Source organism: Roseibium sp. MB-4 (genome assembly GCF_053005265.1).
In genome coordinates this window covers 371,636-393,591 of sequence record NZ_JBRKQB010000003.1, presented here as the reverse complement: position 1 = coordinate 393,591, position 21,956 = coordinate 371,636, and the positions used below count along the sequence as shown (strand labels likewise).

Genomic DNA, 21,956 nt, shown 5'->3' with positions numbered 1-21,956 from the left:
CCGCGCGTCCGAAACCCGTCAAAAACAAGATATGATTGAACATTCGACGCCTAAAACAAACGCGCATGCGGGGTACACTTTGCATCCCCAGCAAGACACAAAACGTGCGTAAAATGCTACTGAAAGTGTCGCCAGAGCAATCCAACGGGCATGATGGCGTAGGACCCCCGGCGACCACTGTCCTTAGTGTCTGAACATGACAGGAAGTAACCGGACACTAGATACGAAAAAAGCTCCGGAAACCGGAGCTTTTTCGAGAAGTTTCGGATCGAACTGGATGATCTGAAACGTATGATTGGTGCCCAGGAGAGGACTCGAACCTCCACGCCCGTAAGGGCACTAGCACCTGAAGCTAGCGCGTCTACCAGTTCCGCCACCTGGGCCGTGAGGGGGGCTTGTAAGGGGCAGCCCGCAGCTTGTCAATCGCCGTCTTATACTTTTTTCGATCCTTTTCCTCCAGCCCTTCACACACCGGACGCAACGGTCTAAGAGACTGTTGGAAAGTCCCGGCCTTTTTGCCGGGTAAAGCTTTTGGACGCGACAAAGGGCCTTCTCACGATGTCCACACCCCTTAACGGAAAACTCGTCACAGTCTTCGGTGGATCCGGCTTCCTCGGCCGGCATATCGTTCAGGCATTGTCTAAGCGCGGCTACCGTGTACGGGCGGCCGTGCGGCGGCCCGATCTCGCCAGCCATTTGCAACCACTCGGCGCACCCGGTCAAATCATGGCTGTGCAAGCCAACTTACGCCACCGCTGGTCCGTCGATCGCGCCGTTCAAGGGGCCGACGCTGTTGTCAATGCGGTCGGCATCCTTGCGCCAACCGGGAAACAAAGTTTCGATGCTGTTCAGGCCTTCGGCCCCCGCGCCATTGCCGAGGCCGCCCGCGCTGCCGGACTGAACGGCATTACCCACATTTCAGCAATTGGCGCCGATCCTGACAGCGCCTCTGCCTATGCCCGGTCCAAAGCCATCGGCGAAACCGGTGTTCTGGAAACCCTGCCCGACAGCATTATCCTGCGGCCCTCGATCGTCTTTGGGCCGGAAGACAATTTCTTCAACCAGTTTGCCGGGATGGCTCGAATTTCTCCGGTCCTACCGCTGGTTGGCGGCGGCGAAACCAAATTCCAGCCGGTCTATGTTTGTGATATCGCCGAAGCTGTTGCACGTGCTGTTGACGGTACTCTTCAGCCCGGCTCGGTTTATGAACTCGGCGGACCAGAGATCAAGAGTTTCCGGGACTGCCTGGAAGACATGCTGGAGGTCACACAGCGCTCTCGCGTTCTGCTGCCGATCCCCTTCCCTGTTTCCGAAGTTATGGGCAAGGTCATGCAGTATCTGCCCGGGTCCCCGCTAACGGCGGATCAGGTGGAGTTGCTCAAGAAAGACAATGTGGTGTCTGAAGCTGCGATCTCCGAAGGCCGAACCCTCTCAGGCATTGGCATCGAACCAACGACCCTGGCTGCTATTCTGCCGTCTTATCTCGATCGGTTCCGGGAACATGGCCAGTATGACGCCCACAAGGCCAATCGCACCTAAGCCCGGTTGGGCTTCAAAAGCGGAAGATCAGGCGGGCTTGGCCCGCCTTTTTTGTTTTCACCGCATTGCGGTCATCCTGTCTGCACATAGGCTGACCAAGTGGAGACGGATACATGCCGGTTGTTGCCAAGATCACCTTGTTGTTTGTCGTGTTTGTCGACTTGCTCGGACAAGGCTTGGTGTTTCCAATCATCAATAGCTTAATCATGACCCCGGATACGGCACTGCTCCCGGCCGCAACCTCTGAGGCCACACGGCATTTTGACTATGGCCTGATCATAGGCGTCTTTTTCTTGTGCTGGTTTTTCGGGGCTCCCTATATCTCGAAGCTTTCCGACAGCATCGGCCGCAAAAACGCAATCCTCATCTGTCTCGTCGGAGCCCTTGCGGGCTACGCGTTGACCATTGCTGCACTTTACATGAAGAGCTTCACTCTTCTGATCGTCGGCAGAGCGATCACGGGACTGACCGCCGGCAACCAACCGATTGCGCAAGCGGCCATGATTGATGGCAGCGTTGATGAAGAGGATCGCAACCGGAACATGGGCTACATAATTACCGGCGTCAGTTTCGGATTGGTCGGCGGCCCCTTGATCGGCGGATTTCTCTCAGATCCGGTTATCCTGGGCAGCTATGCCAGCTTGCAGATGCCGTTTTATGCCTGCTTTGTCCTGGTCGCGATTGCTATAGTCCTGGTTCTCGTCTTTTTTAAGGATGAAAAGCAGGATCTTGCGCCGTTTGTTTTCAAGCCGTCAGAGATCTTTGAACTGCTATGGAGGATCAAAAACTATCCCGTTGTCGTCCGGCTTTCCGTGGTGTTCCTGTTCTTCCACATAGCAAACCTGTCCTTCTACATCTTCGTTGACAACTATCTGACAAGCCGGTTTGGGTATGGGACGCTCGGCGGCAGCATGATCATGCTGACGATTGGAGTGGCGCTTGCTTTCTCCAGCACGTTCCTTGTTGTTCCAGTCCAGAAAAGGTTGAGCAAAGAGGCAATTTTGAGTTTGACGTTTATCGTCTGGGCGCTATCGGCAGCTGCGTTTGTGGCAGCGCCTCACCCAATTTTGACGTTCGTACCGGTTTTCTGTTTCTATTTCGTCTTCGGCATCGCCTATCCGACGTTCCTCGGCCTGTATTCGGCGGCGGTGACTGACGAGGAACAGGGCTGGATCATGGGTGTCACAATCGCCGTCTTCACATTGGTCGCTGGCGTTATCTCGCTCTTGGGCGGCCGGCTAATTGCGATTGATCTGGACCTGCCATTCTTCACTGTGATGGCCGCGTCCATTATCGCACTGATTGTCATGCTCATTGTCTGGAACCGGCCTGAGATAAAAACCCTGACACGGAAATCCGGCGCATAAGATAGCGCCGGACTTCTTGTTTCTTCAGTCATTCCAATAGCTCGCGCCGAGGCGGTCATGGTGCAGCTCGCGGTATCCGCGATTCGTTCGCACAAGACCGATGTCATCCAGTTCCTGATTGCTCAAACGCGCAAGAGCCCGCTCAGTTGACCTGCGGCGCAGATACAATTGAACACCTGCGGCCAAAGTACGAATGGCAGTGAGGAACAGACTGCGGTTATGGGCACGGCGGCGGAAAACGGTATCCATCTCAAGGCTCATCTCTCTTCTCCGGGATCATTGTCACCCCGTCTTTTCCGGGGGATGAAACCATTCTGGCAGGGCAATCCTGACAGCAGGGAGTCAGGTTTGATCTTGTTCTGTTCTCAGGATATGATTTTTTTCACCACAACTCTGAAGAGCCCTGTTTCATGAACCCGATTGAACGCGCACTCGGCATTTTGCTGCTGTTGACCGGCGGCAAACTCGTCCCTGCGACGGTTCTGGCAGACCGGTTTCACGTCTCCTTGAGAACAGTCTACCGGGATATCGACAGGCTGATCTCCCTTGGTGTGCCGATCGATGCAGAACGCGGAGCTGAAGGCGGCTACCGGCTGGCCAAGGGATATTTGCAGCCGCCTGTCGCGCTTACCCGGAACGAGACTGCGGCTCTTCTCACAGCAATGGCTCTCGTCCGGTCAAGCAGAACAGTTCCGCTGGCGACCGACCTCTCCTCAGCGGAACAAAAACTTCTGGCGACACTTCCAAAGGCGGTCCACGGACTGCTGAAGGATGCCGAACGAATTGTCGGGATCGAACCGATCCCGCCCGATATCTTTCACTCCGGCACAAAAACCGAAGCAACCGACGCATGGCAAAGCGCGCTCGACGGGTTCATGACAGGTATCCTGGAGGCAAGACGAGTGCGGTTCGATCACGTCAATCCGTCGCGGCAAACCCGCAAGTCCCATGATGTCGAGCCGCAAGGTGTCATGTTTGACCGGGATCTTTGGTATCTTGCCGGCCGCTGCGTCGACACGGACACCTTGAAAGTTTACCGCGCAGACCGTGTTCATGATCTCGAGATCAGCGGTTTCCGGTTCCGCCCGCCACAAGACTTTTCGATCCAGTCCCTCTTGGGTGGCGCGTGGTTGTCACATGCAATGCGGCGCTGGGAACAGGAAGACAAGATCAGCAAGATCCGTTTGACCGCAAGGCAGGCCAAACGGTTGAGTGCAGACTGGTATTATCGCCACGCGGTTTTCACACCAATTGCCAACGGTGAGATCCTGATCAGCATCCCGAGCGTCGACCCGGGACGCATCCTGCCACTTGTCCGTTGGTTGGGACCCGGAGCTGAACTGTTGGAACCCCCTCACCTGCGCGAGGAAATCGCATCGGAGTATGCGGCGCTTGCAAACGCGCACGGCTCACGCCGGCTTGAAAAATCAGCCTAGGAAATAAAGACCGGCAAAACCGGCAAGGCCCACAAAAATGCGCCACCAGGCAAAAGGCGCAAACCCATGACGGGAGACGAAATCGAGGAGCCCTTTGACAACAAAGAAACCCGCGATGAAGGAGGCGACAAATCCAATACTGATCAGGACGACATCGTCCGTCGAAATCACATTCCGGTTTTTATAAAGATCATAGGCAAAGGCGCCCGCCATGGTCGGCATGGCGAGGAAGAAGGAAAACTCGGCTGCAGACCGCTTGTCCGTGCCCATCAACAGCGACCCGGCGATGGTTGCGCCGGAACGGGAGACACCGGGGACCATGGCCAAGCACTGGCAGAACCCGATCTTCAGGCAAAGAGACAGCGGATAGTCCATCACGTTGGTGTATTTCGGTGAAAGCTCGAGGCGGTCGATCCACAACAAAATGATACCGCCAACCAACAATGTCGTGCAGACGAGTGCTGGAGTTTCAAACAGCACCTCTTTGATGAAGCCATGCGCCATGACCCCGATGATAGCAGCCGGAAGAAAGGCAATCAGGATGCCGAACACAAACCTTCGGCTGGCCGCATCACTGGGTAAGGACGTCGCAAGTTGCCACAGCCGTGCCGAATAAACGGACAGAATCGCCAGAATTGCTCCAAGCTGGATCAACACCTCAAACGTTTTGCCGGTGCTCTCAAACCCCAGAAAATGACCAATGAGGAGCAAATGCCCTGTTGAGGAGACCGGAATGAACTCGGTTAGCCCCTCAACCACTCCCAAAATGAGAGCATTTACAATCGTTTGGCCATCCATTGTGTATCAGGTCTCCAAAAGCCTTGATGACAGGCGGGGTGATCCGCTAACTGTCGCGACGAATTCCGACCGCCTATTTGCCGGACCCGGAGACCTCCGTCAAACCCTTGATAACCAGTTCTGAGGCAAACTTCTCGTCTGCCACGGCCATCGGGCATAGTCTTGCCACAGTTCAGGCTCTATACGCTTTCATGCTGACCCTTTATCATCACCCGTTTTCACCTTCCTCCCGGTTTATTCGCCTGATCTTGAGCGAGTATGGTGCGGCTTTCGAGGAGCGGCATATCAACCCGTGGGAACGGCCTCAGGAATTGCTCATCCTGAACGCTGCAGGCACAATTCCGGTGATGGTCGAGAATGAAGGTCCGGCAATTTGTGGCCCTGGTCCGATCATGGAGTACCTTGATGAGACCCGCGGATATGCGATCGGCGATCGCAGGCTGATGCCCGATCATCCCGATGCACGTGCGGAAACCCGCAGACTGGTGGATTGGGCACTGGCAAAATTTGACGTCGAAGTGATCGGTCATCTGGTGCGGGAGCGGATTTACAAACAGATCATGCCGAAATCCGCCGGTGGGGGCGAGCCGGATTCTGCAGCTTTACGCGTCGCCCGGGCCAACATCGACCATCATCTGAAATACTTTGGCTACCTCGTCGCATCCCGCCGCTGGCTTGCTGGTGACCGTCTCTCTTTTGCAGATTTTGCGCTGGCTGCATCACTGTCTTGCGCTGACTATCTCGGCGAGGTGAAATGGAACAACGAAGAGGATATCAAGAACTGGTATGCGCGGGTAAAATCCCGCCCCAGCATGAGGCCTCTTCTGGGAGAAAAGGTTCTGGGAATGCCACCCGCATCGACCTATGCGGATCTCGATTTTTGAGCACCGTTGGGGCACGCCTTGGACACCAAGACGCAAAAACTTGTTGCAGCTCTCCAAGCAAAGGCAACCGCACTCGGCTTTGATGCCTTAAACATTGCAGCCGCGGACAGTATTCCGGACGCAAGAGACCGGCTGAATACGTTTCTTGAAAAAAACTATCATGGCTCGATGAGCTGGATGGTCGAAACTGCCGAACGCAGAGCGGCGCCGAAAGCGCTTTGGTCAGAGGTGAATTCCGTCATCATGCTGGCCATGAACTATGGCCCTGACGATGCCCCGGAGAACCATCCGCTGGCCCATTTGAGTGACAAGGGCGCTGGCGGCATCTCGGTTTATGCCCGGCACCGCGATTACCATGACATCATCAAAGGGCGCCTTAAGGAACTTGCCAGCTTTCTGATCTCGCGTGCGGGCGGAGATGTGAAGGTGTTCGTCGATACAGCGCCCGTCATGGAAAAACCTTTGGGTCAGGCGGCCGGGCTTGGCTGGCAGGGCAAACACACCAACCTGGTTTCCCGGGAGCTCGGATCCTGGTTCTTCCTCGGCTCTATCTTTACGACACTTCAATTGCCGGAAAGCGGCGCGGAGACCGATCACTGCGGGTCCTGCAAGGCCTGCCTCGATGCTTGTCCGACAGATGCCTTCCCGGCGCCTTACCAGCTGGATGCGCGGCGCTGCATATCCTATCTCACCATCGAGCATGCCGGTCCCATTCCAGATGAATTTCGAAAACCCATCGGCAACAGGATTTATGGTTGTGACGATTGCCTGGCGGCCTGTCCCTGGAACAAATTCGCTCAAGCGGCAAGCGAGGCAAAACTGGTGGCCCGGGAGGATTTGAAGTCTCCCCGGCTCGCCGACTTGTTGAAATTGGACGACCCAACGTTCCGGAAACTCTTTTCCGGATCTCCGATCAAACGGATTGGCCGAAACCGGTTCCTGCGCAATGTTCTGATTGCAGCCGGGAATTCCGGAAAACCGGATCTCGTACACTCTGTTGAGCAGCTACTGGATGATCCGGATGAAACCGTGCGTGGCACAGCGGTCTGGGCCTGGCGCCAACTTGTTCCAACTGACATGTTCAAACAAAAGAGCCATTCCGCGCTGGCATCCGAAACCAGCGCTGAAGTCCGCAGCGAGTGGCAGAAGCAAGGATAAAAAAGTGATCGCCAGCTTTGGGCCATCTTCTCGTGAGAATGGTCTATAGTTTATTGAAAGGTCATCACGGCAAGAGGTGTTTTTCCTCGGATATGCCAGACCTCTATCCCGGATACCGGAGCCAAGATGTTGTATTTTTCCAGCCCTCTGTCCAAATGCCCCCGCCCCGCCTACCTGGCGCCCATGAGAACGACCGTGCTTTCGGTCGGTTTTGCTCTTGCAATTACTCCTGGAATAGCCAGCGCGCAAACGACCGGGCTCGAAGCTTATAACGCTTATGTTGCCGGCCTGAGGGATCTTGGGTTTATAGTTGAGGACGGTGCGATCAACTATGACGGCACCACAGATACACTCACGATCTCGGGCGCCAGTCTCGGTTTCAAAGGCATTATCACAGATCTTCCTGCCGAGGGATTTGACGGTGATGACGCTGACGCAGACGCCTCCGAAAACACGAACCTTTCCTACGACCTGTCCCTATCATCGGGCACGGTGACTATTGAAGGTTTGAGCGAAGACAACAACGTCTTTTCCGCAGACCGATGGTCATACTCGGACGACACAAGCCTCAGCATATCAGCCGCCATTGACGGTGAAGGCCGTTTTTTGGCTGACGCACGTCTGGCCGGAGCAAAAGCTGAAAACTACAGCTTCGCCATACCCGCTCTACCTGCCGAAGATCCGGATAAACAAGCCAGCCGATGGTTGCCGTTTTTCAAAACCCTCCTGCAAGCTTCCTACGATGAGGTTCGGGTCGATACGACAGCCATGACGCTGGAAGCATATGCAGACGAAGACGGTAACGAAGCCCAAGTCATGTCTGGAACCGTTCAACTGGACGGGTATCTCATGGCCGGGGCGGTCGACGGAAAGATCGCACGTTATTCGCTCGACAAGATGATCCAGACCATCGAAACCCGTGATGAGTCCAGCGGGCAGACACTCACCCAATCCACGTCCCAGGGAAAGACTGTCTACGAGGACATGGATGCAAACGCCCTGATTGCGCTGCTCGATCCGGATGTTCCGGAGACCGGTGATCAAGTAACAGTTATCAGGACGGCTTCTGCGGTTGATTATGCCACTCGGCAAGATCTGGGCGACGGGACGACGATTGCCTTCAAGATCGACCGGAGCTCGATGGATGATCTGACCTTCGTCAAACGCGAAAATGATTTCCTCGATCTGATGGACAAGATGATTGCCGGAGAATTGCCGGAGCCTGTCGACATCATCACCAATGTTTTCCAGATCTACCGCTCCTTTGCGATCGCAGACGCGCGTGTTTCCGGAATTGACGTCAGCATAGAGCAAGCAGGCGTGGACACACCTGCAAAGGTGACCATCAAGGAGGCCGCACTGACAAATGTCAGTTCTGATGGCATCGGGGAAATGATGCTTGTCGGTGTTGCCACCCCAGACCTGCCCGAAGGTGCAGTCATGTCTCTGGAATGGGCCGCACTTGGCGATATTGAATTCGCCGACTTTGCTCCGATGGAAAGCATGATCGCAACGTTGGTCGACAATCCCGATTATGGCGAGGAGAACCCTTTGGACGTCCTTCGGGCGTTCATGCCGCGGTCCATTTCGTATGAAGTGGAGGGGCTTAAAGTCGCCGTGCCGGATGCTGGTGTCACCAGTGTGAACCGTGCTGAAATGCGGATGTCTTCAACGGTGCCGCCCATCCCTACAAGCTATTATGCCAAGAACGACGGCATTCAGATCCCTGCGAAGGCTTTGGGCGATCCGGAAGTGGAAGCTTTTTTGGAAGCGCTTGGGATCTCCGAGATCATCTGGTCTGATGAAACGCGTCTTTATTGGGACGAAGCCACAAAGGAACTCAACCTCGAACGGCTTACTTTCGAAATGGAAGGGGTTGGACGGGCGGAGGCTTCCGCGCGGTTCGGCAATGTTCCGAAAGAGCTTTTTGAAGATCCTGAGGGCCAGGGTCAGATGGCTTTGATCGTTGCCCAGTTCATCGACGCCCGCATCCGGTTTGTCGACGACGGTGTTACCGAGAACGGTCTCGCTCACATCGCCAATGACCAGAACATACCGGTCAATGTGTTCCGCGAAGCACTGACGGAGCAGGCAGCCGAAATGACGGCGCCAATCCAAAATGCTGCTTTCACCGAGATGGTTCGATCAGCGGTTTCAAAGTTTCTCGAAAATCCAGGCGAGATCACTTTGAGCCTCAAGCCGCAAGCAGCTGTCCCGCTGGCGCAAATTGTCGGCAGCTTGGCGGCGCCTCAAACCCTGCCGGATCTCTTGAACATTCAGGTCAAGGCAAACTAAGACTTCGGGAAACGCAGAAACGAAAAAGGGCGGCTGCCGGGCCGCCCTTTTTTGTTTAATGATCGGGAGATCTATTCCGCAGCTTCCTGGTGTTCGGCGGCTGAAATCCGGGCCGCGCAGAACTTGAACTCCGGAATCTTGCCGAACGGATCGAGTTGCGGATTTGTGAGGAAGTTCGCCGGCGCCTCATAAAAACAGAAGGGCACGAACATCATACCAGTCGACACGTCACGGTCCGCTCGAAGTGTCAGCGTGATCGCCCCCCGGCGTGTTTCCACAGTCACCTGCTGACCAATCTCCAGGCCTTGGAGCTTGATGTCGCGCGGGTTCATCGAAACAACCGGTTCAGGTTCGATCGCATCCAGAACTGCCGCCCGGCGGGTCATCGCACCGGTATGCCAATGCTCCAGCATCCGTCCGGTGGTCAGGACCATCGGGAAGTCCTCATCCGGCGTTTCATCCGGCGGGACCAGGTCCGTTGGCACGATCTTGCCCCGGCCATCAGCCGTCGGGAACGACTGACCGAACAGGATCTCGTTGCCGGGCTTGTCCGGGCTGTCTGCCGGATAGGTCACCGTGCCATCGCGCTCCAGACGCTCCCAGGAGATATTCTGGATGGACGCCATGTGGGAGCGCATTTCCTCGTAGATCGCCGGCACGCCGTCATAGGACCACTCAAGCCCCAGCCGGTTAGCGATTGCAATAATCAGCTCCCAATCTGCGCGCGCTTCGCCCGGCATCGGGACACAAGGCCGGCCAATTTGAACCTGGCGGTTGGTGTTGGTGTAGGTGCCGAGCTTTTCCGCATGAGCGGAGGCCGGCAGGATTACATCCGCATGCCAGGCGGTTTCAGTCAAAAAGATGTCCTGCACCACCAGATGTTTCAGGCTGGAGAGTGCCTTCCTAGCATGGTTTTGGTCCGGGTCGGACATCGCCGGGTTTTCGCCCTGGATGTACATCGCCTCAATGCCACCAGCCAGGATATCGTCCATGATCTCGACGACGGTCAGACCGCGAACCGGGTCAAGCGTACGCCCCCAGGCATCTTCATATTCTGCCCGGATATCAACGTTTTCAACGGACCGATAGTCCGGGAAGACCATCGGGATGAGGCCAGCGTCGGAGGCGCCTTGCACGTTGTTCTGGCCGCGCAGGGGATGAAGGCCGGTACCCGGACGGCCGATCTGACCGGTTGTCAGTGCCATGGCGATCAGGCAGCGGACATTGTCAGTGCCATGAACGTGCTGGGAAACGCCCATGCCCCAGTAGATGATCGAACGCGGGCTGGTTGCGTACAGACGGGCAACCTCGCGCAAGGTGCCGGCATCAATGCCGCAAACCGGTTCCATGGCTTCCGGGGTGAAATCCTGGATCTTTTCCTTCAGAGCTTCAAAGCCATCCACATGTGCAGCGATATATTGCTCATCACAGAGCTTTTCGCTCACGATGACGTTCAGGATGGCGTTGAGCATGGCAACATCCGTCCCGGGCTTGAACTTGAGCCCGTAATCGGCGTGGCGCATCAGCCCCTGCCCGCGCGGATCCATGACGATCAGCTTGGTGCCGTTCTTTGCCGCCTGCTTGATGTAGGTCGCGGCGACCGGATGGTTCTGTTCGGGCCGCGCACCGATCACGATCATGCAGTCGGCATCTTCTGCCGCGTTGAACGGTGCAGTGACGGCCCCGGAGCCGATACCTTCCATCAGTGCCGCAACGGATGAAGCATGGCAAAGCCGTGTGCAGTGGTCGACATTGTTCGTCTGAAATCCCTGACGAATGAGCTTCTGGAAAAGATAGGCTTCTTCGTTGGAGCCCTTTGCAGACCCGAACCCGGCGATGCCCGCACCGCCCTTGGTCTCAAACGTCGCTTTCAGGCCATTTGCCGCCAGATCCAGCGCCTCGTCCCAGGTCGCTTCGCGGAAGACCTCGAGATAGTTGTCGAGGGTTAGCGAGATGCCCGCATCCTTCGGCGCATCGTCTCGGCGGATCAGCGGTTTTGTCAGTCGCTCAGGGCTTGATACATAGTCAAAACCGAAGCGGCCTTTGACGCACAACCGGTTTTCATTGGCTGGGCCATCGCGGCCTTCAACGCTCACGACCTTGCCGTCCTTGACCGAAACAGATGTCAGACAGCCCACACCGCAGAACGGGCAGACACTGTCGATAGTTTCATCCGCATAGACTTCCCGGGACTTCGCGTCTGCGTCGAGCAGGCTCTTTTCCATCAGTGCGCCGGTCGGACAAGCTGAAACGCACTCGCCGCAGGCCACACAGGTGGACAGGCCCATGGGGTCGGCAAGGTCAAAGACCGGAGCCGTGTGGGACCCGCGATCCGCCATGCCGATAACGTCGTTCACCTGGACTTCCCGGCAGGCTCGCTCACATAAATTACAGGCGATACAAGCATCGAGATTCACGGCAATTGCGGGATGCGACACATCTTGGGCCGGCTTTTCGCACGGCGCGTAACGGCTGGATGTGACACCGATCGCATCGGACCATTTGAAAAAATCGCTCTCCGGGTCCGGGTGCTGATCGCGGCTCGGCTGGTCAGAGGCAAGAAGCTCGAACACCATCTCGCGCGCCTTGGACGCCCGTTCCGTCGCAGTCTGGACAACCATGCCTTCAGCTGGTGTGCGAATACAAGAAGCCGCCAGTGTGCGCTCGCCCTCGATATCCACCATACAGGCCCGACAGTTTCCGTCCGACCGGTATCCCGGCGCGTCCTTGTGACAGAGATGCGGAATGGCGACGCCTTCGCGTTTCGCCACTTGCCAAATGGTTTCGCCGTCTTCGGCCGTTACGGTTTTCCCGTCGAGAGAGAAGGTGATGTTGCTCATACTTCAAACTCCTCAGAGAAGAATTTTAGCACGGACGCCACCGGGTTGCTGGCGGCTTGTCCAAGACCACAAATCGACGCTGAACGCATGACTGCGTCCAGATCAGCAATCTTGTCCTGATCCCAGTCGCCCTCAGCGAGCAACTTTTCCATTTTTTCAGTGCCAGACCGGCACGGTGTGCACTGACCGCAGCTCTCATGCTTGAAGAACCGCATCAAGTTGAGCGCTGCATCACGCATGTCATCCTGATCGGAAAAAACGACAATCGCGTGGCTGCCAATGAAGCAGCCGTGCTTGTCGAGCGTGCCGAAATCAAGCGGTTCATCTGCGAGCGAAGCCGGCAGGATGCCACCGGATGCGCCACCCGGCAGATAGCCCTTGAAGCTGTGGCCGTCTTCCATACCGCCGCAATACTCGTCAAGCAGCTCGTTCATGGTGATTCCGGCCGGAGCCAGTTTCACACCCGGCTTCCTGACACGGCCAGATACCGAGAAAGAGCGGAAACCCTTATGCCCCCGACGCCCTTGCTCGGCAAACCACTCCGGCCCTTTTTCGACAATGTCGCGAATCCAAAAGAGTGTCTCGATATTGTGGTTGAGGGTCGGACGGCCAAACAAACCGACTTGAGCAATGAACGGCGGGCGATGACGGGGCAAACCACGCTTGCCTTCGATTGACTCGATCATCGCGCTTTCTTCGCCGCAAATGTACGCGCCAGCTCCCCGGCGGATCTCGATATCGATCGTTGTGATGATCCCGGCTGACCGCAGCGCCTCGATTTCCGTGTTCAAAATCTCCAGAACGGCAGGGTACTCGTCCCGCATGTAGAGATAGATCCGATCAGCGGAAATCGCATGGGCAGCAACAAGAGCACCTTCAAGGAGACGGTGTGGATCGCTCTCCAGGTGATACCGGTCCTTGAACGTCCCCGGCTCGCCTTCGTCGCCGTTGATCGTCAGGAATTTTGGTCCCGGAAGATCGTGGACAATCTTCCATTTGGTGCCGGTTGGAAAACCTGCACCACCCAGACCGCGCAGACCCGCGGCCAGTACGAGATCGGCCACGGATTCAGCAGTCAGATCGCCAGACCTGACACGCTCCAGGACTTTGTAACCGCCCGATCTACGATAGGCCTCAAAACCTGTGTACTGTGGAATTTCCGGTGCAACTGTTCCTTCAAACAACAGAGAGCGGACAGACATCTCGTTTGCATGATCGACCGCCCGCTTGCCCACTTGAGCAGCCGGGGCAGCTGCGCACCGGCCGATGCAGGGCACTTTCTGTATCCGAACTTTGCTCGGGTCCACACCACTTTCCAGAGCCGCCGCCAAGGCATCCGCGCCTTTGAGCGAACACGTGATGCTGTCGCATACACGGACAGTCACCGGTGCCGGTTTTGCCTCGCCTTCGCGGACAATATCGAAGTGGTGGTAGAAGCTCGCGACTTCATAGACCTCAGCCTGAGAAAGACGCATTTCCTCTGCCAGCGCACGCAGGTGACGCGCCTCCAGACACCCATATGCGTCTTGGATCTTATGCAGATGCTCAATCAACAGATCGCGGCGGCGCGGCTCATCTCCAAGCAGCGCCTGCACTTCTGTAAGTGCCGCATCCTCCAATTGACGCCCTTTTGGCTGGGACGGCTTGCGTGAAAGCCCCTTGCCGAAAGACATTGGCGTTTACTCCCAGAATGATTTCGTTGGCCGGATGTTATCCAGCGATCTCAGGCCTGTCTGTTTGAAAAACGACAAGCGCGATCCCAAAGCTGACGCTTTGGAACAACAGACCCGACGAAACCTGGGCTCTGGGTTTATATCGTCAGATGCGAAAAGGCGGCGACAACCTTCTCGTAAACCGGGCGTTTGAAGGGGACGATCAATTCCGGCAGTCGGGATACATCTTCCCAACGCCATTCCTCAAACTCGGCTGAATGACCATCGGGCGGGGTCAAGATATTGATCTCGTCATCTGATCCTTCAAAGCGATAGGCAAGCCAGCGTTGGGCCTGCCCCCGGTACTTGCCCTTCCGGCTCGAACGGGCAATCTCGTCCGGGTAGTCATAGGCGAACCACTCCGGCGCTTCTTCCAACAGCGTCACCGACTGAATGGATGTTTCTTCATAGAGTTCCCGCCTGGCGGCCTTTTCCGGCGTTTCACCGGCATCGATCCCACCTTGGGGCATCTGCCACTTGTACTGGTAGCCATTTTTGTTGGCCTCCGGTGACCTGCTGCCGACCCAGACTTTTCCGTCACGATTGATCAGCATGATCCCGACACAAGGGCGGTAGGGCAGGCCATCCACGCTCTCAGGATAACCCGGTCCAAGATCCAGTTTTGTCACCAGAAACCTCACTCAATACGCAAAAGAAAACCGTGGATGCGACGCTGCCGTGTATATTATTCGTCGCGATCGATGGTCGCACTGACTGGAACCAGCTGCAAGCCGCGTTGCTCGAGATCCTGCACCCATTCTTGCAGTTGCCGGACGGTGACGGGCAGCGCAGACCCGGCAGCCACGGCATATCCGCGTGCACGGGCAACGCTCTCAAGCTGCAAAAGCTTTGCGTCGATATTGCTTTCGCGCGGCACTTCATCGAGCACGACGTCGACACCGCTGAACGGCATTCTGAGCTCGCCTGCAACCTCGTCAGCAATGCTGCGCGAGGTCGTGCCGTTGTCGACAAACATGAGACCTCGGGATTCAAGTTTTTCCAGAAGGTACTGCATGGACGGCCGGGTCGATGAGAAGCGGGCTCCCATTTCACCAATCACGCCGACATAGTTGGTTGCCCTGGTCAGCAAAAACGCGAGGCGGTCCAAAAGTTCAGCCGGTTGAAGGCTGACAAGGAGCGTGTGCGGGCCAGGATCATTGTCGGGGAAATCAAATGGTTCCAACGGAAGCTGAAGAAGCAGCTCGTGTCCTTTCATCCGGGCCTGCTGCATCCAGAGGTCCAAATCGGAACCATAAGGCGCCAGCGCGAAAGTAACATCCGCCGGAAGACTGTCGATCGCATTTTGCGTGCCTGTTTCGCTCAGCCCAAGCCCGGTCACGATGACGGCAATTTTTGGTATGGACGTGAACTGCGTCACGATCGGCCGGGCGTAGGCGTCTAGCGGTCGGACACCAGCGTCGCTGACCATCGGCAAGAAGCCGTAGTCGGAGCGTTCGCTTACCCGCGTATCTGGATTGATAGCCAATCCGGTCACTGGCGCCTCCGGCCCCAATCCGTCGGGGCGGATGATCATTTCATAACGCGGACCAAGATAGTCACCGCTGGACTGTTGACGGAGGTTTGGGCCGAGATCATCGCCCACCGTCGGACGGATCTCGACGACCTCGATGTCCTGGGATGTGATCCCTTCTACAACCTCATCAAGTGGCAAGACAGCAAACGGTTCTCCGCCATACGGATCGTCTACCACCAGAATCCAAATAAGCGCCGTTGTTAAGACGACACTTATCAATCCGGCGCCAATGAGGCCAAACGGCAGCCTGACAAGCCGCCGCTTTCCCATTCCTAAGGGAGCTGTGAGATCTTCGCTCGACATATCGTCCAGTGCCTTTACGCCGGCAACGCGCCGGCATGATCATTGTTTTTGGATACGCAGAACGAGTGGAAAAGGTGCGCCGTATCCGGCGCACCTTGGAGTTTTAGTTTTTCGGGACCGACGCTGTATCAGCAATCGGTGGGAACGCACTGTTCACCTGAACGCCGCGCAGAAGATCAAGCGCCAGGTTCAACTGAGTGTCGTCTTCCGGGTCCGGCGGAATATAAGCCTGGCTTCCGGACTGTTCTTCACCCTCGGCTTCAAGGTGGCCGCGAAGACCTGCCTCACCCCGGGTTTCAACACGGCCGACGAGTTCTTCTGGAAGTTCCTGAAGGGCTTCGATGTCCGGGACAATACCCTTGGCCTGGATAGAATTTCCTGATGGCGTGTAGTAGCGCGCCGTGGTCAGGCGGATTGCACCATTGGCACCCAGTGGAATGATCGTCTGTACGGAGCCTTTCCCGAAGGAGCGTGTTCCGAGGATTGTTGCCCGGCGATGATCTTGCAAAGCACCCGCAACAATTTCAGACGCTGACGCGGAGCCACCATTGACCAGTACGATGACAGGTTTGCCGTCTGTGAGGTCACCGGCGCGCGCATTGTAGCGCTGGGTTTCATCTGCTTCCCGGCCTCTAGTGGATACGATTTCACCACGATCAAGAAACGCGTCGGACACAGCAATTGCCTGGTCCAAAAGGCCGCCCGGATTGTTCCGCAGATCAATCACGAAACCCTTGAGCTTGTCTTCACCAATGTTCTTGGCGGTTTCCTCAAGCCCTTTTTTCAAACCATCGAAGGTTTGCTCGTTGAACTGCGTTACACGAACATAGCCAACATCATCCTCTTCCCGCCAGCGGACTGACCGGATGCGGATGATGTCGCGGGTGATCGTGATATCGAGCGGTTGTGTCTGACCTTCGCGGCGGATGGTGACCACGATATCCGTGTTGACCGGGCCACGCATTCTTTCAACAGCTTCGTTGAGGGTCAGACCCTGAACCTGTTCGCCGTCGATATAAGTGATCAAGTCACCCGCCAATACACCGGCCTTGGCCGCAGGTGTTTCGTCGATCGGAGAAACCACCTTCACCAAACCGTCTTCCATGGTCACTTCGATACCCAGACCGCCGAACTCACCGCGGGTCTGCACCTGCATATCGCGGAAGCTTTTGGGTGACATGTAACTGGAGTGCGGGTCCAGCGACGTCAGCATGCCATTGATGGCGCTTTCGATCAGCTGTGCATCATCGGGAACTTCAACATAATCCGAGCGGACCCGTTCAAACACATCCCCAAATAGGTTCAGCTGCCGATATGTATCGGTGGCCGCAGCATTTGCTGCGCCTGACACATGGAATGGCATTTGGGACAAGGTTGTCACAGCCGCGGCCCCCAAAAGGGCACCTGCCAGCAGCAAGGAAGCTTTCCGTATCATCCGCGAGCCTTTTCTTCTTCTGTGCGCGCCCACCATGGTGTGGGATCGACCGCACGGCCGTCCTTCCGAAATTCAACATATAATATCGGCTGGGTCGAGCCCATACCGAATGTTGATGCGCTTGCCCATTGGGTCGCGCCCATTACACCGACCGGTTCTCCGGCCAAAACAAATTGTCCGAGCTCCGCATCGATCCGTTCCATTCCGGCCAGGAGCACATGGTAGCCGTCACCCGTGTTCAGGATCAAGAGCTGGCCATACGACCTGAAAGGACCAGAATACACCACCCATCCATCTGCTGGCGATGTGACATTCGATCCGGGGCGTGTGGCGATTGACTGGCCTTCCGTCACACCGCCAAACTCATCTTCTTGACCGTAATCCTTCAGCACAGTGCCGGATACGGGTTGAGGAAGCCGTCCCCTGGCGTCCTCAAAAGCAATCGCTGGCGCCAGGCGGCCAGGATCCGAAAACGGATCGTTATCTCGCGGCGTCCGGTTTTGATCCAAAGCAGCCTGCCGGGATTTCTCAGCGGCTTCCCGGGCGCTTTCGATCTCAGATTCCAAGTCTGCTATCAATTCCTTGAGCGAACCTGCCTTTGCCGCCAATTCTGTTGCACGGCGCTTTTCATCCTCAAGGGTGCGGACCGTTTCAGTATGTTCCAGCCTTTTGGCGCTCAAGAGAAGTTCCAGCCGTGACTTTTCCTCAGCCAATCGCATGGCATCACCGCGAAGCCGGCGTTCCTCATTTGCGATGACCGTCTTCAAGCGCTGAAGCTCCTCCAAATCAGCGGCCAAGGCCTCCGTTTCCACCCGCAGTTCCGGCATGACCGCATTCAAGAGAATCGCGCTGCGAACCGCCGACAGAGCGTCACTTGGGCGAACTGCCAATGCTGGTGGCGGCCGGCGGCCAATACGTTGAAGCGCCGCCAACACTTCAGCTAGGACATCGCGGCGCGCGATCAAGGACAAGCGAACAGCGTCTTCATTCTCGCCGAGACTGCGCAACCGACGTTCGGTGTCCGTCAGCTCTGTTTCAAGCCCGCGAATTGTGTCTGCTGTGTTGATGATCTTTGCATTGAGGGTGTCCCGGTCCCGGTCCAGGGACTGGATTTCTCGGGCGATCGCCGCTTGCCGATCCGACGAGACAGTGATGTCTGACGTGAGCGCGGCAAGCTCCTGCTCGCGCTTCGCCTTTTTCTCAATCGCAGCTTCAATTTCCGGTGAGCTAACCGCAACCTCGGACGGATCTACCGTCTCGGTGACGTACCCTGGTACTGGCCAAAGAAACGCACAGGCAAAAAGGCCGCTGAGAAGTGCCGGCTGACCAGCTTTCTTCCACCGCCGTTTTCTAATTCCCCTGCCCGGATCTGATCTCAAGTCGCGCGATCTCCAATACGCCATACGATCTGCGATACCGGCATGGCGTTAACGAAGTGTTTACCGTAGTGGCCAAACCGTTAACACCGCGCCCTTATCCACCGATCGCAGCATGATGAGCACTATCGGCAGAATGCGGCGATATGCTGGCGCTGCGTTTTATGATCGAGGATCAGTTGATCAAACGCGATGATAAGGATGGCCGGACTGGATCGTGATCGCCCGGTAAATCTGTTCCGCAAGAAGAATGCGGGCAATTTGGTGCGGCCAGGTCATCGCCCCTAACGCCAGTTTCAAATCTGCGCGGGCCAAAACCTCTTGACCATGCCCATCGGCACCACCAATGGCAAAAACGATGTCCGGCGCGCCGTCATCCTTCCAACTCTCCAACCGCTCCGAAAAGGCTGGGCTGGTCAGGTTCTTACCGTTTTCATCCAACACGACCAGCTTTGCGCCAGCCGGTAGAGACGCCAGAATTGCCCGTGCTTCATCAGCCTTGCGATCTTGGGCACGCTGAGCACGGCTTTCCTGCATTTCTGAAAGACTGACATTGGTAACTCCGAGCGCGCGGCCAGACTTGCGCGCCCTGTCCATGTACCGGTCGAAAAGATCTTTGTCCGCACCAGCCTTCATGCGGCCAACGCAGATAAGTGAGAAGCGCATCAGATCCCCGCCGGACGAATATCCGGTGCCACTACTGCTTCGACAATATCACGGGGCTCCCGGAAGGAACCCTCGTGCCAGCTTCAGCCGATATATTGCGGTGCGTCGTCTTCTTCCGGGGCCCACATCTTTTCCAGATTGTAGAAACCACGGACTTCTGGACGGAAGATGTGAACGATCACATCACCGGCATCGATCAAGACCCAATCACAGGTGGTTTGCCCTTCAACGGTCGCATTGCCGTGTCCTGCAGTTTTCAGGTCACGCTGCAAATGATCCGCGATCGCCCCTACATGACGATGTGAACGGCCGGACACAATCACCATGTGATCGGCCAGGGAGCTTTTTCCTGCGATGTCGAGAGTAACAAGGTCCTCTGCCTTGGAGTCTTCCAGACTCGCGAGAACCGTATCGAGGAGGCCGGCCGTAAGGTCTGCACTTACGGAAGCCTTCATAGGAGTGGACATTTCTGTCCGCCCGCTTTCAAGGGACATGGTCAGGTGGAATGCCTTTCGCTGTCTTCAATGGCCTGTGTCCAACGTCGTCACGAACATGATTGTCCGACTTTGCACGTCACCCGTTTTGGCTACAGACCGGTTGACCAATGTGCGGCCGCCCCCTTAGCAGCCACACTACATAATACCGCGTCTGACTTGGCAATTTCAAGACAACGGAATTTTCACTAGGCTGTTTGCCTTATCCGTCACCCCTTGCGCCTCAGATCAGTTGATGAAGTCTGATCCAAAGGGGTGTGCAGAAACGTCCATACCGGAGGGTCCATATCGGGAAGAAGACCTGCATCCTCTTCTGGAAGCCGATATTGTTCATAGGCTTTTGCCATTGGCGACGACAACATCGAAAGCGATGCGCCCGGTCTGTCGACGACTGCGACCGGCACGGTGCCGAGAATACCTCGCCAATCCTGCCAATGATGGAACCCAGCCAAATTGTCAGCACCCATGACCCAAACGAATCGGACCGACGGGTTTCTGGACCGCAGGGCCTGCAGTGTCTTGGCCGTGTAGGGCGTGCCCAACACCTTCTCATAAGCGGTCACTTTCATCCGCGGATGATTGGACAACGCACTCGTCAAGTGAAGGCGCATCTCAAGAGGCGCCAACTCCGAATGGCTTTTCAGAGGATTGCCCGGTGTGACAAACCACCAAACTTGATCCAGCCCAAGACGCTTCAGAACAGTGTCGGCAACCATCTTGTGACCGGAATGCGGCGGATTGAACGACCCGCCGAAAATTCCGATCCGGTTGCCCGCTTCACAATGGGGCAATTTCAACCAGTCCTGATGACGGTCCTGGCCGGTGGACAATTTGCTCATGGACGGATTTGGCCCGTCCCATGCACCTTGTATTTGAAGCTTGTCAGCTGCTCGACGCCAACGGGCCCGCGCGCGTGCATCCGCCCAGTCGCTATGCCGATTTCAGCACCCATCCCAAATTCGCCACCGTCCGCAAACTGGGTCGAAGCGTTATGCAATACGATCGCCGAATCCACTTCCGCCTGGAACCGGTCCGCGGCAGCTTGATCTTCAGTGATGATGCAATCGGTGTGGTTGGACCCGTAGTTTGCTATATGCGCGATGGCAGCATCGAGATCCGGGACAATCATCGCAGAGAGGATCTTGTCCAGATACTCCGTTGACCAATCCTCTTCGCTTGCTTCCAAGACACCCGAGCCAATTTTCTGGACTTCGGAATCGCCGCGGATCTCGCAGTCACCTGCGTTCAATGCGTCCAAAATTGCCGGCAAGTGGCTTTCAGCGACGTCCTTGTGAACCAGCAGCGTTTCCAAGGCGCCGCAAATCCCAGTGCGACGCAGCTTGGAATTCTTCACAATCGACACTGCCTTTTCGAGATCGGCAGCCTTGTCGACAAAGATGTGTACGAGCCCCTCAAGGTGTGCAAACACCGGAACACGCGCCTCGGTCTGAACCCGTTCGACCAGACTGCGCCCGCCACGCGGAACGATCACATCGAGGTTTCCGTTCAATCCCCGCAGCATTTCACCAACTGCCGCCCGGTCGGTCACCGGTACGATCTGGATCGCATCTTCAGGCAAACCAGCATCCGCGAGGCCCTTTTGCAGCGCTGCGTGGATCGCCCTGTTGGAGTGGATGGTGTCAGAACCGCCACGGAGCACGACGGCATTGCCGGCTTTCAGGCACAACGCCCCGGCATCTGCAGTCACATTCGGCCGACTTTCATAGATCACACCAATCACACCCAGAGGTGTGCGAACACGTTCGATCTTAAGCCCGTTCGGACGCTCCCAGGCCGCAATCACGCTTCCGACCGGATCGTCCAAGGCGACTATATCCTCAAGAGCCTTGGCAATCGCCTCGATGCGCTCTTCGTTCAAGGTGCCACGATCTAGAAACGCTGCGGTCTGGCCATTGGCCTTCATGGCTTCGACGTCTTTGGCATTGCCTTCAAGGATTTCCGGAGTTGCGGCCCGGACCGCTTTCGCCATCGCCATGAGCGCATTGTTTTTTGCCTCGGTTAGGGCATTGGCAAGCACCCGGCCAGCCGCCCGCGCCCGCGTGCCGATCTCCGCCATCAAAGCTTCCGTCGACTGTGCCTCAACCTTGTTCAGCATTCC

General features: G+C 56.5%; 18 protein-coding genes and 1 tRNA gene. 6 read left to right on the top strand and 13 right to left on the bottom strand.

Features of this window, described 5'->3' with window-relative positions:
- Window positions 1-296: 296 nt before the first annotated feature.
- Window positions 297-383 (bottom strand) — tRNA-Leu (locus tag ACVDG4_RS18335).
- Window positions 384-558: 175 nt separating this feature from the next.
- On the opposite strand from ACVDG4_RS18335, the gene ACVDG4_RS18330 reads away from it, so the two are divergent.
- Window positions 559-1,539 (top strand): complex I NDUFA9 subunit family protein, encoded by a 981-nt coding sequence (locus tag ACVDG4_RS18330; protein WP_306148157.1) that lies wholly within the window; start codon window positions 559-561, stop codon window positions 1,537-1,539.
- Window positions 1,540-1,652: 113 nt separating this feature from the next.
- Window positions 1,653-2,906 (top strand): MFS transporter, encoded by a 1,254-nt coding sequence (locus tag ACVDG4_RS18325; RefSeq protein ID WP_306148156.1) that lies wholly within the window; start codon window positions 1,653-1,655, stop codon window positions 2,904-2,906.
- A gap of 24 nt (window positions 2,907-2,930) precedes the next feature.
- On the opposite strand, the gene ACVDG4_RS18320 is transcribed toward ACVDG4_RS18325, so the two are convergent.
- Window positions 2,931-3,167: a YjiS-like domain-containing protein gene (locus ACVDG4_RS18320; RefSeq protein WP_409685835.1), complete on the bottom strand. Its 237-nt coding sequence runs from the start codon at window positions 3,165-3,167 to the stop codon at window positions 2,931-2,933.
- Between the two features lie 149 nt (window positions 3,168-3,316).
- On the opposite strand from ACVDG4_RS18320, the gene ACVDG4_RS18315 reads away from it, so the two are divergent.
- Window positions 3,317-4,342 (top strand): helix-turn-helix transcriptional regulator, encoded by a 1,026-nt coding sequence (locus ACVDG4_RS18315; protein ID WP_447236162.1) that lies wholly within the window; start codon window positions 3,317-3,319, stop codon window positions 4,340-4,342.
- Here ACVDG4_RS18315 and ACVDG4_RS18310 read toward each other — a convergent pair.
- Complete coding sequence (locus tag ACVDG4_RS18310) at window positions 4,334-5,140, bottom strand: undecaprenyl-diphosphate phosphatase (RefSeq protein WP_209172272.1); 807 nt, start codon at window positions 5,138-5,140, stop codon at window positions 4,334-4,336. The genes ACVDG4_RS18315 and ACVDG4_RS18310 overlap by 9 nt on opposite strands.
- 191 nt (window positions 5,141-5,331) lie before the next feature.
- Between ACVDG4_RS18310 and ACVDG4_RS18305 the strand changes: the two genes are divergently transcribed.
- The 3 genes from ACVDG4_RS18305 (at window position 5,332) to ACVDG4_RS18295 (ending at window position 9,477) form a co-directional block, all read left to right on the top strand.
- Window positions 5,332-6,024: a glutathione S-transferase family protein gene (locus ACVDG4_RS18305; RefSeq protein WP_306148153.1), complete on the top strand. Its 693-nt coding sequence runs from the start codon at window positions 5,332-5,334 to the stop codon at window positions 6,022-6,024.
- 18 nt (window positions 6,025-6,042) lie between these two features.
- Window positions 6,043-7,182 carry a tRNA epoxyqueuosine(34) reductase QueG gene (gene queG, locus ACVDG4_RS18300; RefSeq protein WP_306148152.1) on the top strand — a complete coding sequence of 380 codons (1,140 nt, stop codon included), beginning with the start codon at window positions 6,043-6,045 and terminating at the stop codon, window positions 7,180-7,182.
- A 195-nt stretch (window positions 7,183-7,377) separates the two neighbouring features.
- Window positions 7,378-9,477: an aq_1923 C-terminal domain gene (locus ACVDG4_RS18295; protein ID WP_447236161.1), complete on the top strand. Its 2,100-nt coding sequence runs from the start codon at window positions 7,378-7,380 to the stop codon at window positions 9,475-9,477.
- A 71-nt stretch (window positions 9,478-9,548) separates the two neighbouring features.
- Here ACVDG4_RS18295 and fdhF read toward each other — a convergent pair whose 3' ends face one another.
- From fdhF to ACVDG4_RS18245, 10 genes are all read right to left on the bottom strand, one after another.
- Window positions 9,549-12,317: a formate dehydrogenase subunit alpha gene (gene fdhF / locus ACVDG4_RS18290; RefSeq protein WP_447236160.1), complete on the bottom strand. Its 2,769-nt coding sequence runs from the start codon at window positions 12,315-12,317 to the stop codon at window positions 9,549-9,551.
- The gene (locus ACVDG4_RS18285; RefSeq protein WP_447236159.1) at window positions 12,314-13,990 is read right to left on the bottom strand and encodes an NAD(P)H-dependent oxidoreductase subunit E; all 1,677 of its coding nucleotides are present in this window, start codon (window positions 13,988-13,990) and stop codon (window positions 12,314-12,316) included. Before ACVDG4_RS18285 ends, fdhF begins: the two co-directional genes overlap by 4 nt.
- Before the next feature lie 137 nt (window positions 13,991-14,127).
- Window positions 14,128-14,658 (bottom strand): RNA pyrophosphohydrolase, encoded by a 531-nt coding sequence (locus ACVDG4_RS18280; RefSeq protein ID WP_353621098.1) that lies wholly within the window; start codon window positions 14,656-14,658, stop codon window positions 14,128-14,130.
- Between the two features lie 56 nt (window positions 14,659-14,714).
- Window positions 14,715-15,740: a divergent polysaccharide deacetylase family protein gene (locus ACVDG4_RS18275; protein ID WP_420338981.1), complete on the bottom strand. Its 1,026-nt coding sequence runs from the start codon at window positions 15,738-15,740 to the stop codon at window positions 14,715-14,717.
- A 229-nt stretch (window positions 15,741-15,969) separates the two neighbouring features.
- A complete protein-coding gene (locus ACVDG4_RS18270) occupies window positions 15,970-17,301 on the bottom strand; it encodes a S41 family peptidase (protein ID WP_306148145.1) in 1,332 nt (443 codons plus the stop codon).
- A complete protein-coding gene (locus ACVDG4_RS18265) occupies window positions 17,298-18,680 on the bottom strand; it encodes a murein hydrolase activator EnvC family protein (RefSeq protein ID WP_447236158.1) in 1,383 nt (460 codons plus the stop codon). The genes ACVDG4_RS18270 and ACVDG4_RS18265 overlap by 4 nt, the downstream gene beginning before the upstream one ends.
- A 180-nt stretch (window positions 18,681-18,860) precedes the next feature.
- Entirely contained in the window at window positions 18,861-19,343 is a 483-nt protein-coding gene (gene rlmH, locus ACVDG4_RS18260) for a 23S rRNA (pseudouridine(1915)-N(3))-methyltransferase RlmH (RefSeq protein WP_447236157.1), read from the bottom strand.
- A gap of 83 nt (window positions 19,344-19,426) precedes the next feature.
- Window positions 19,427-19,810 carry a ribosome silencing factor gene (gene rsfS, locus ACVDG4_RS18255; protein WP_286182741.1) on the bottom strand — a complete coding sequence of 128 codons (384 nt, stop codon included), beginning with the start codon at window positions 19,808-19,810 and terminating at the stop codon, window positions 19,427-19,429.
- A 236-nt stretch (window positions 19,811-20,046) separates the two neighbouring features.
- Window positions 20,047-20,676, bottom strand: a complete 630-nt coding sequence (locus ACVDG4_RS18250) for a nicotinate-nucleotide adenylyltransferase (RefSeq protein ID WP_447236156.1) — start codon at window positions 20,674-20,676, stop codon at window positions 20,047-20,049.
- The gene (locus tag ACVDG4_RS18245; RefSeq protein WP_447236155.1) at window positions 20,673-21,953 is read right to left on the bottom strand and encodes a glutamate-5-semialdehyde dehydrogenase; all 1,281 of its coding nucleotides are present in this window, start codon (window positions 21,951-21,953) and stop codon (window positions 20,673-20,675) included. Before ACVDG4_RS18245 ends, ACVDG4_RS18250 begins: the two co-directional genes overlap by 4 nt.
- Window positions 21,954-21,956: the final 3 nt, after the last annotated feature.

Bases quoted from the DNA above. Each gene is read 5' to 3' on its own strand.
- rlmH (WP_447236157.1), bottom strand. From the start codon at position 19,343: ATGCGCTTCTCACTTATCTGCGTTGGCCGCATGAAGGCTGGTGCGGAC.
- ACVDG4_RS18310 (WP_209172272.1), bottom strand. From the start codon at position 5,140: ATGGATGGCCAAACGATTGTAAATGCTCTCATTTTGGGAGTGGTTGAG.
- ACVDG4_RS18315 (WP_447236162.1), top strand. From the start codon at position 3,317: ATGAACCCGATTGAACGCGCACTCGGCATTTTGCTGCTGTTGACCGGC.
- ACVDG4_RS18250 (WP_447236156.1), bottom strand. From the start codon at position 20,676: ATGAGCAAATTGTCCACCGGCCAGGACCGTCATCAGGACTGGTTGAAA.
- ACVDG4_RS18270 (WP_306148145.1), bottom strand. From the start codon at position 17,301: ATGATACGGAAAGCTTCCTTGCTGCTGGCAGGTGCCCTTTTGGGGGCC.
- ACVDG4_RS18320 (WP_409685835.1), bottom strand. From the start codon at position 3,167: ATGAGCCTTGAGATGGATACCGTTTTCCGCCGCCGTGCCCATAACCGC.
- fdhF (WP_447236160.1), bottom strand. From the start codon at position 12,317: ATGAGCAACATCACCTTCTCTCTCGACGGGAAAACCGTAACGGCCGAA.
- ACVDG4_RS18285 (WP_447236159.1), bottom strand. From the start codon at position 13,990: ATGTCTTTCGGCAAGGGGCTTTCACGCAAGCCGTCCCAGCCAAAAGGG.
- ACVDG4_RS18305 (WP_306148153.1), top strand. From the start codon at position 5,332: ATGCTGACCCTTTATCATCACCCGTTTTCACCTTCCTCCCGGTTTATT.
- ACVDG4_RS18325 (WP_306148156.1), top strand. From the start codon at position 1,653: ATGCCGGTTGTTGCCAAGATCACCTTGTTGTTTGTCGTGTTTGTCGAC.
- ACVDG4_RS18245 (WP_447236155.1), bottom strand. From the start codon at position 21,953: ATGCTGAACAAGGTTGAGGCACAGTCGACGGAAGCTTTGATGGCGGAG.
- ACVDG4_RS18330 (WP_306148157.1), top strand. From the start codon at position 559: ATGTCCACACCCCTTAACGGAAAACTCGTCACAGTCTTCGGTGGATCC.
- rsfS (WP_286182741.1), bottom strand. From the start codon at position 19,810: ATGTCCACTCCTATGAAGGCTTCCGTAAGTGCAGACCTTACGGCCGGC.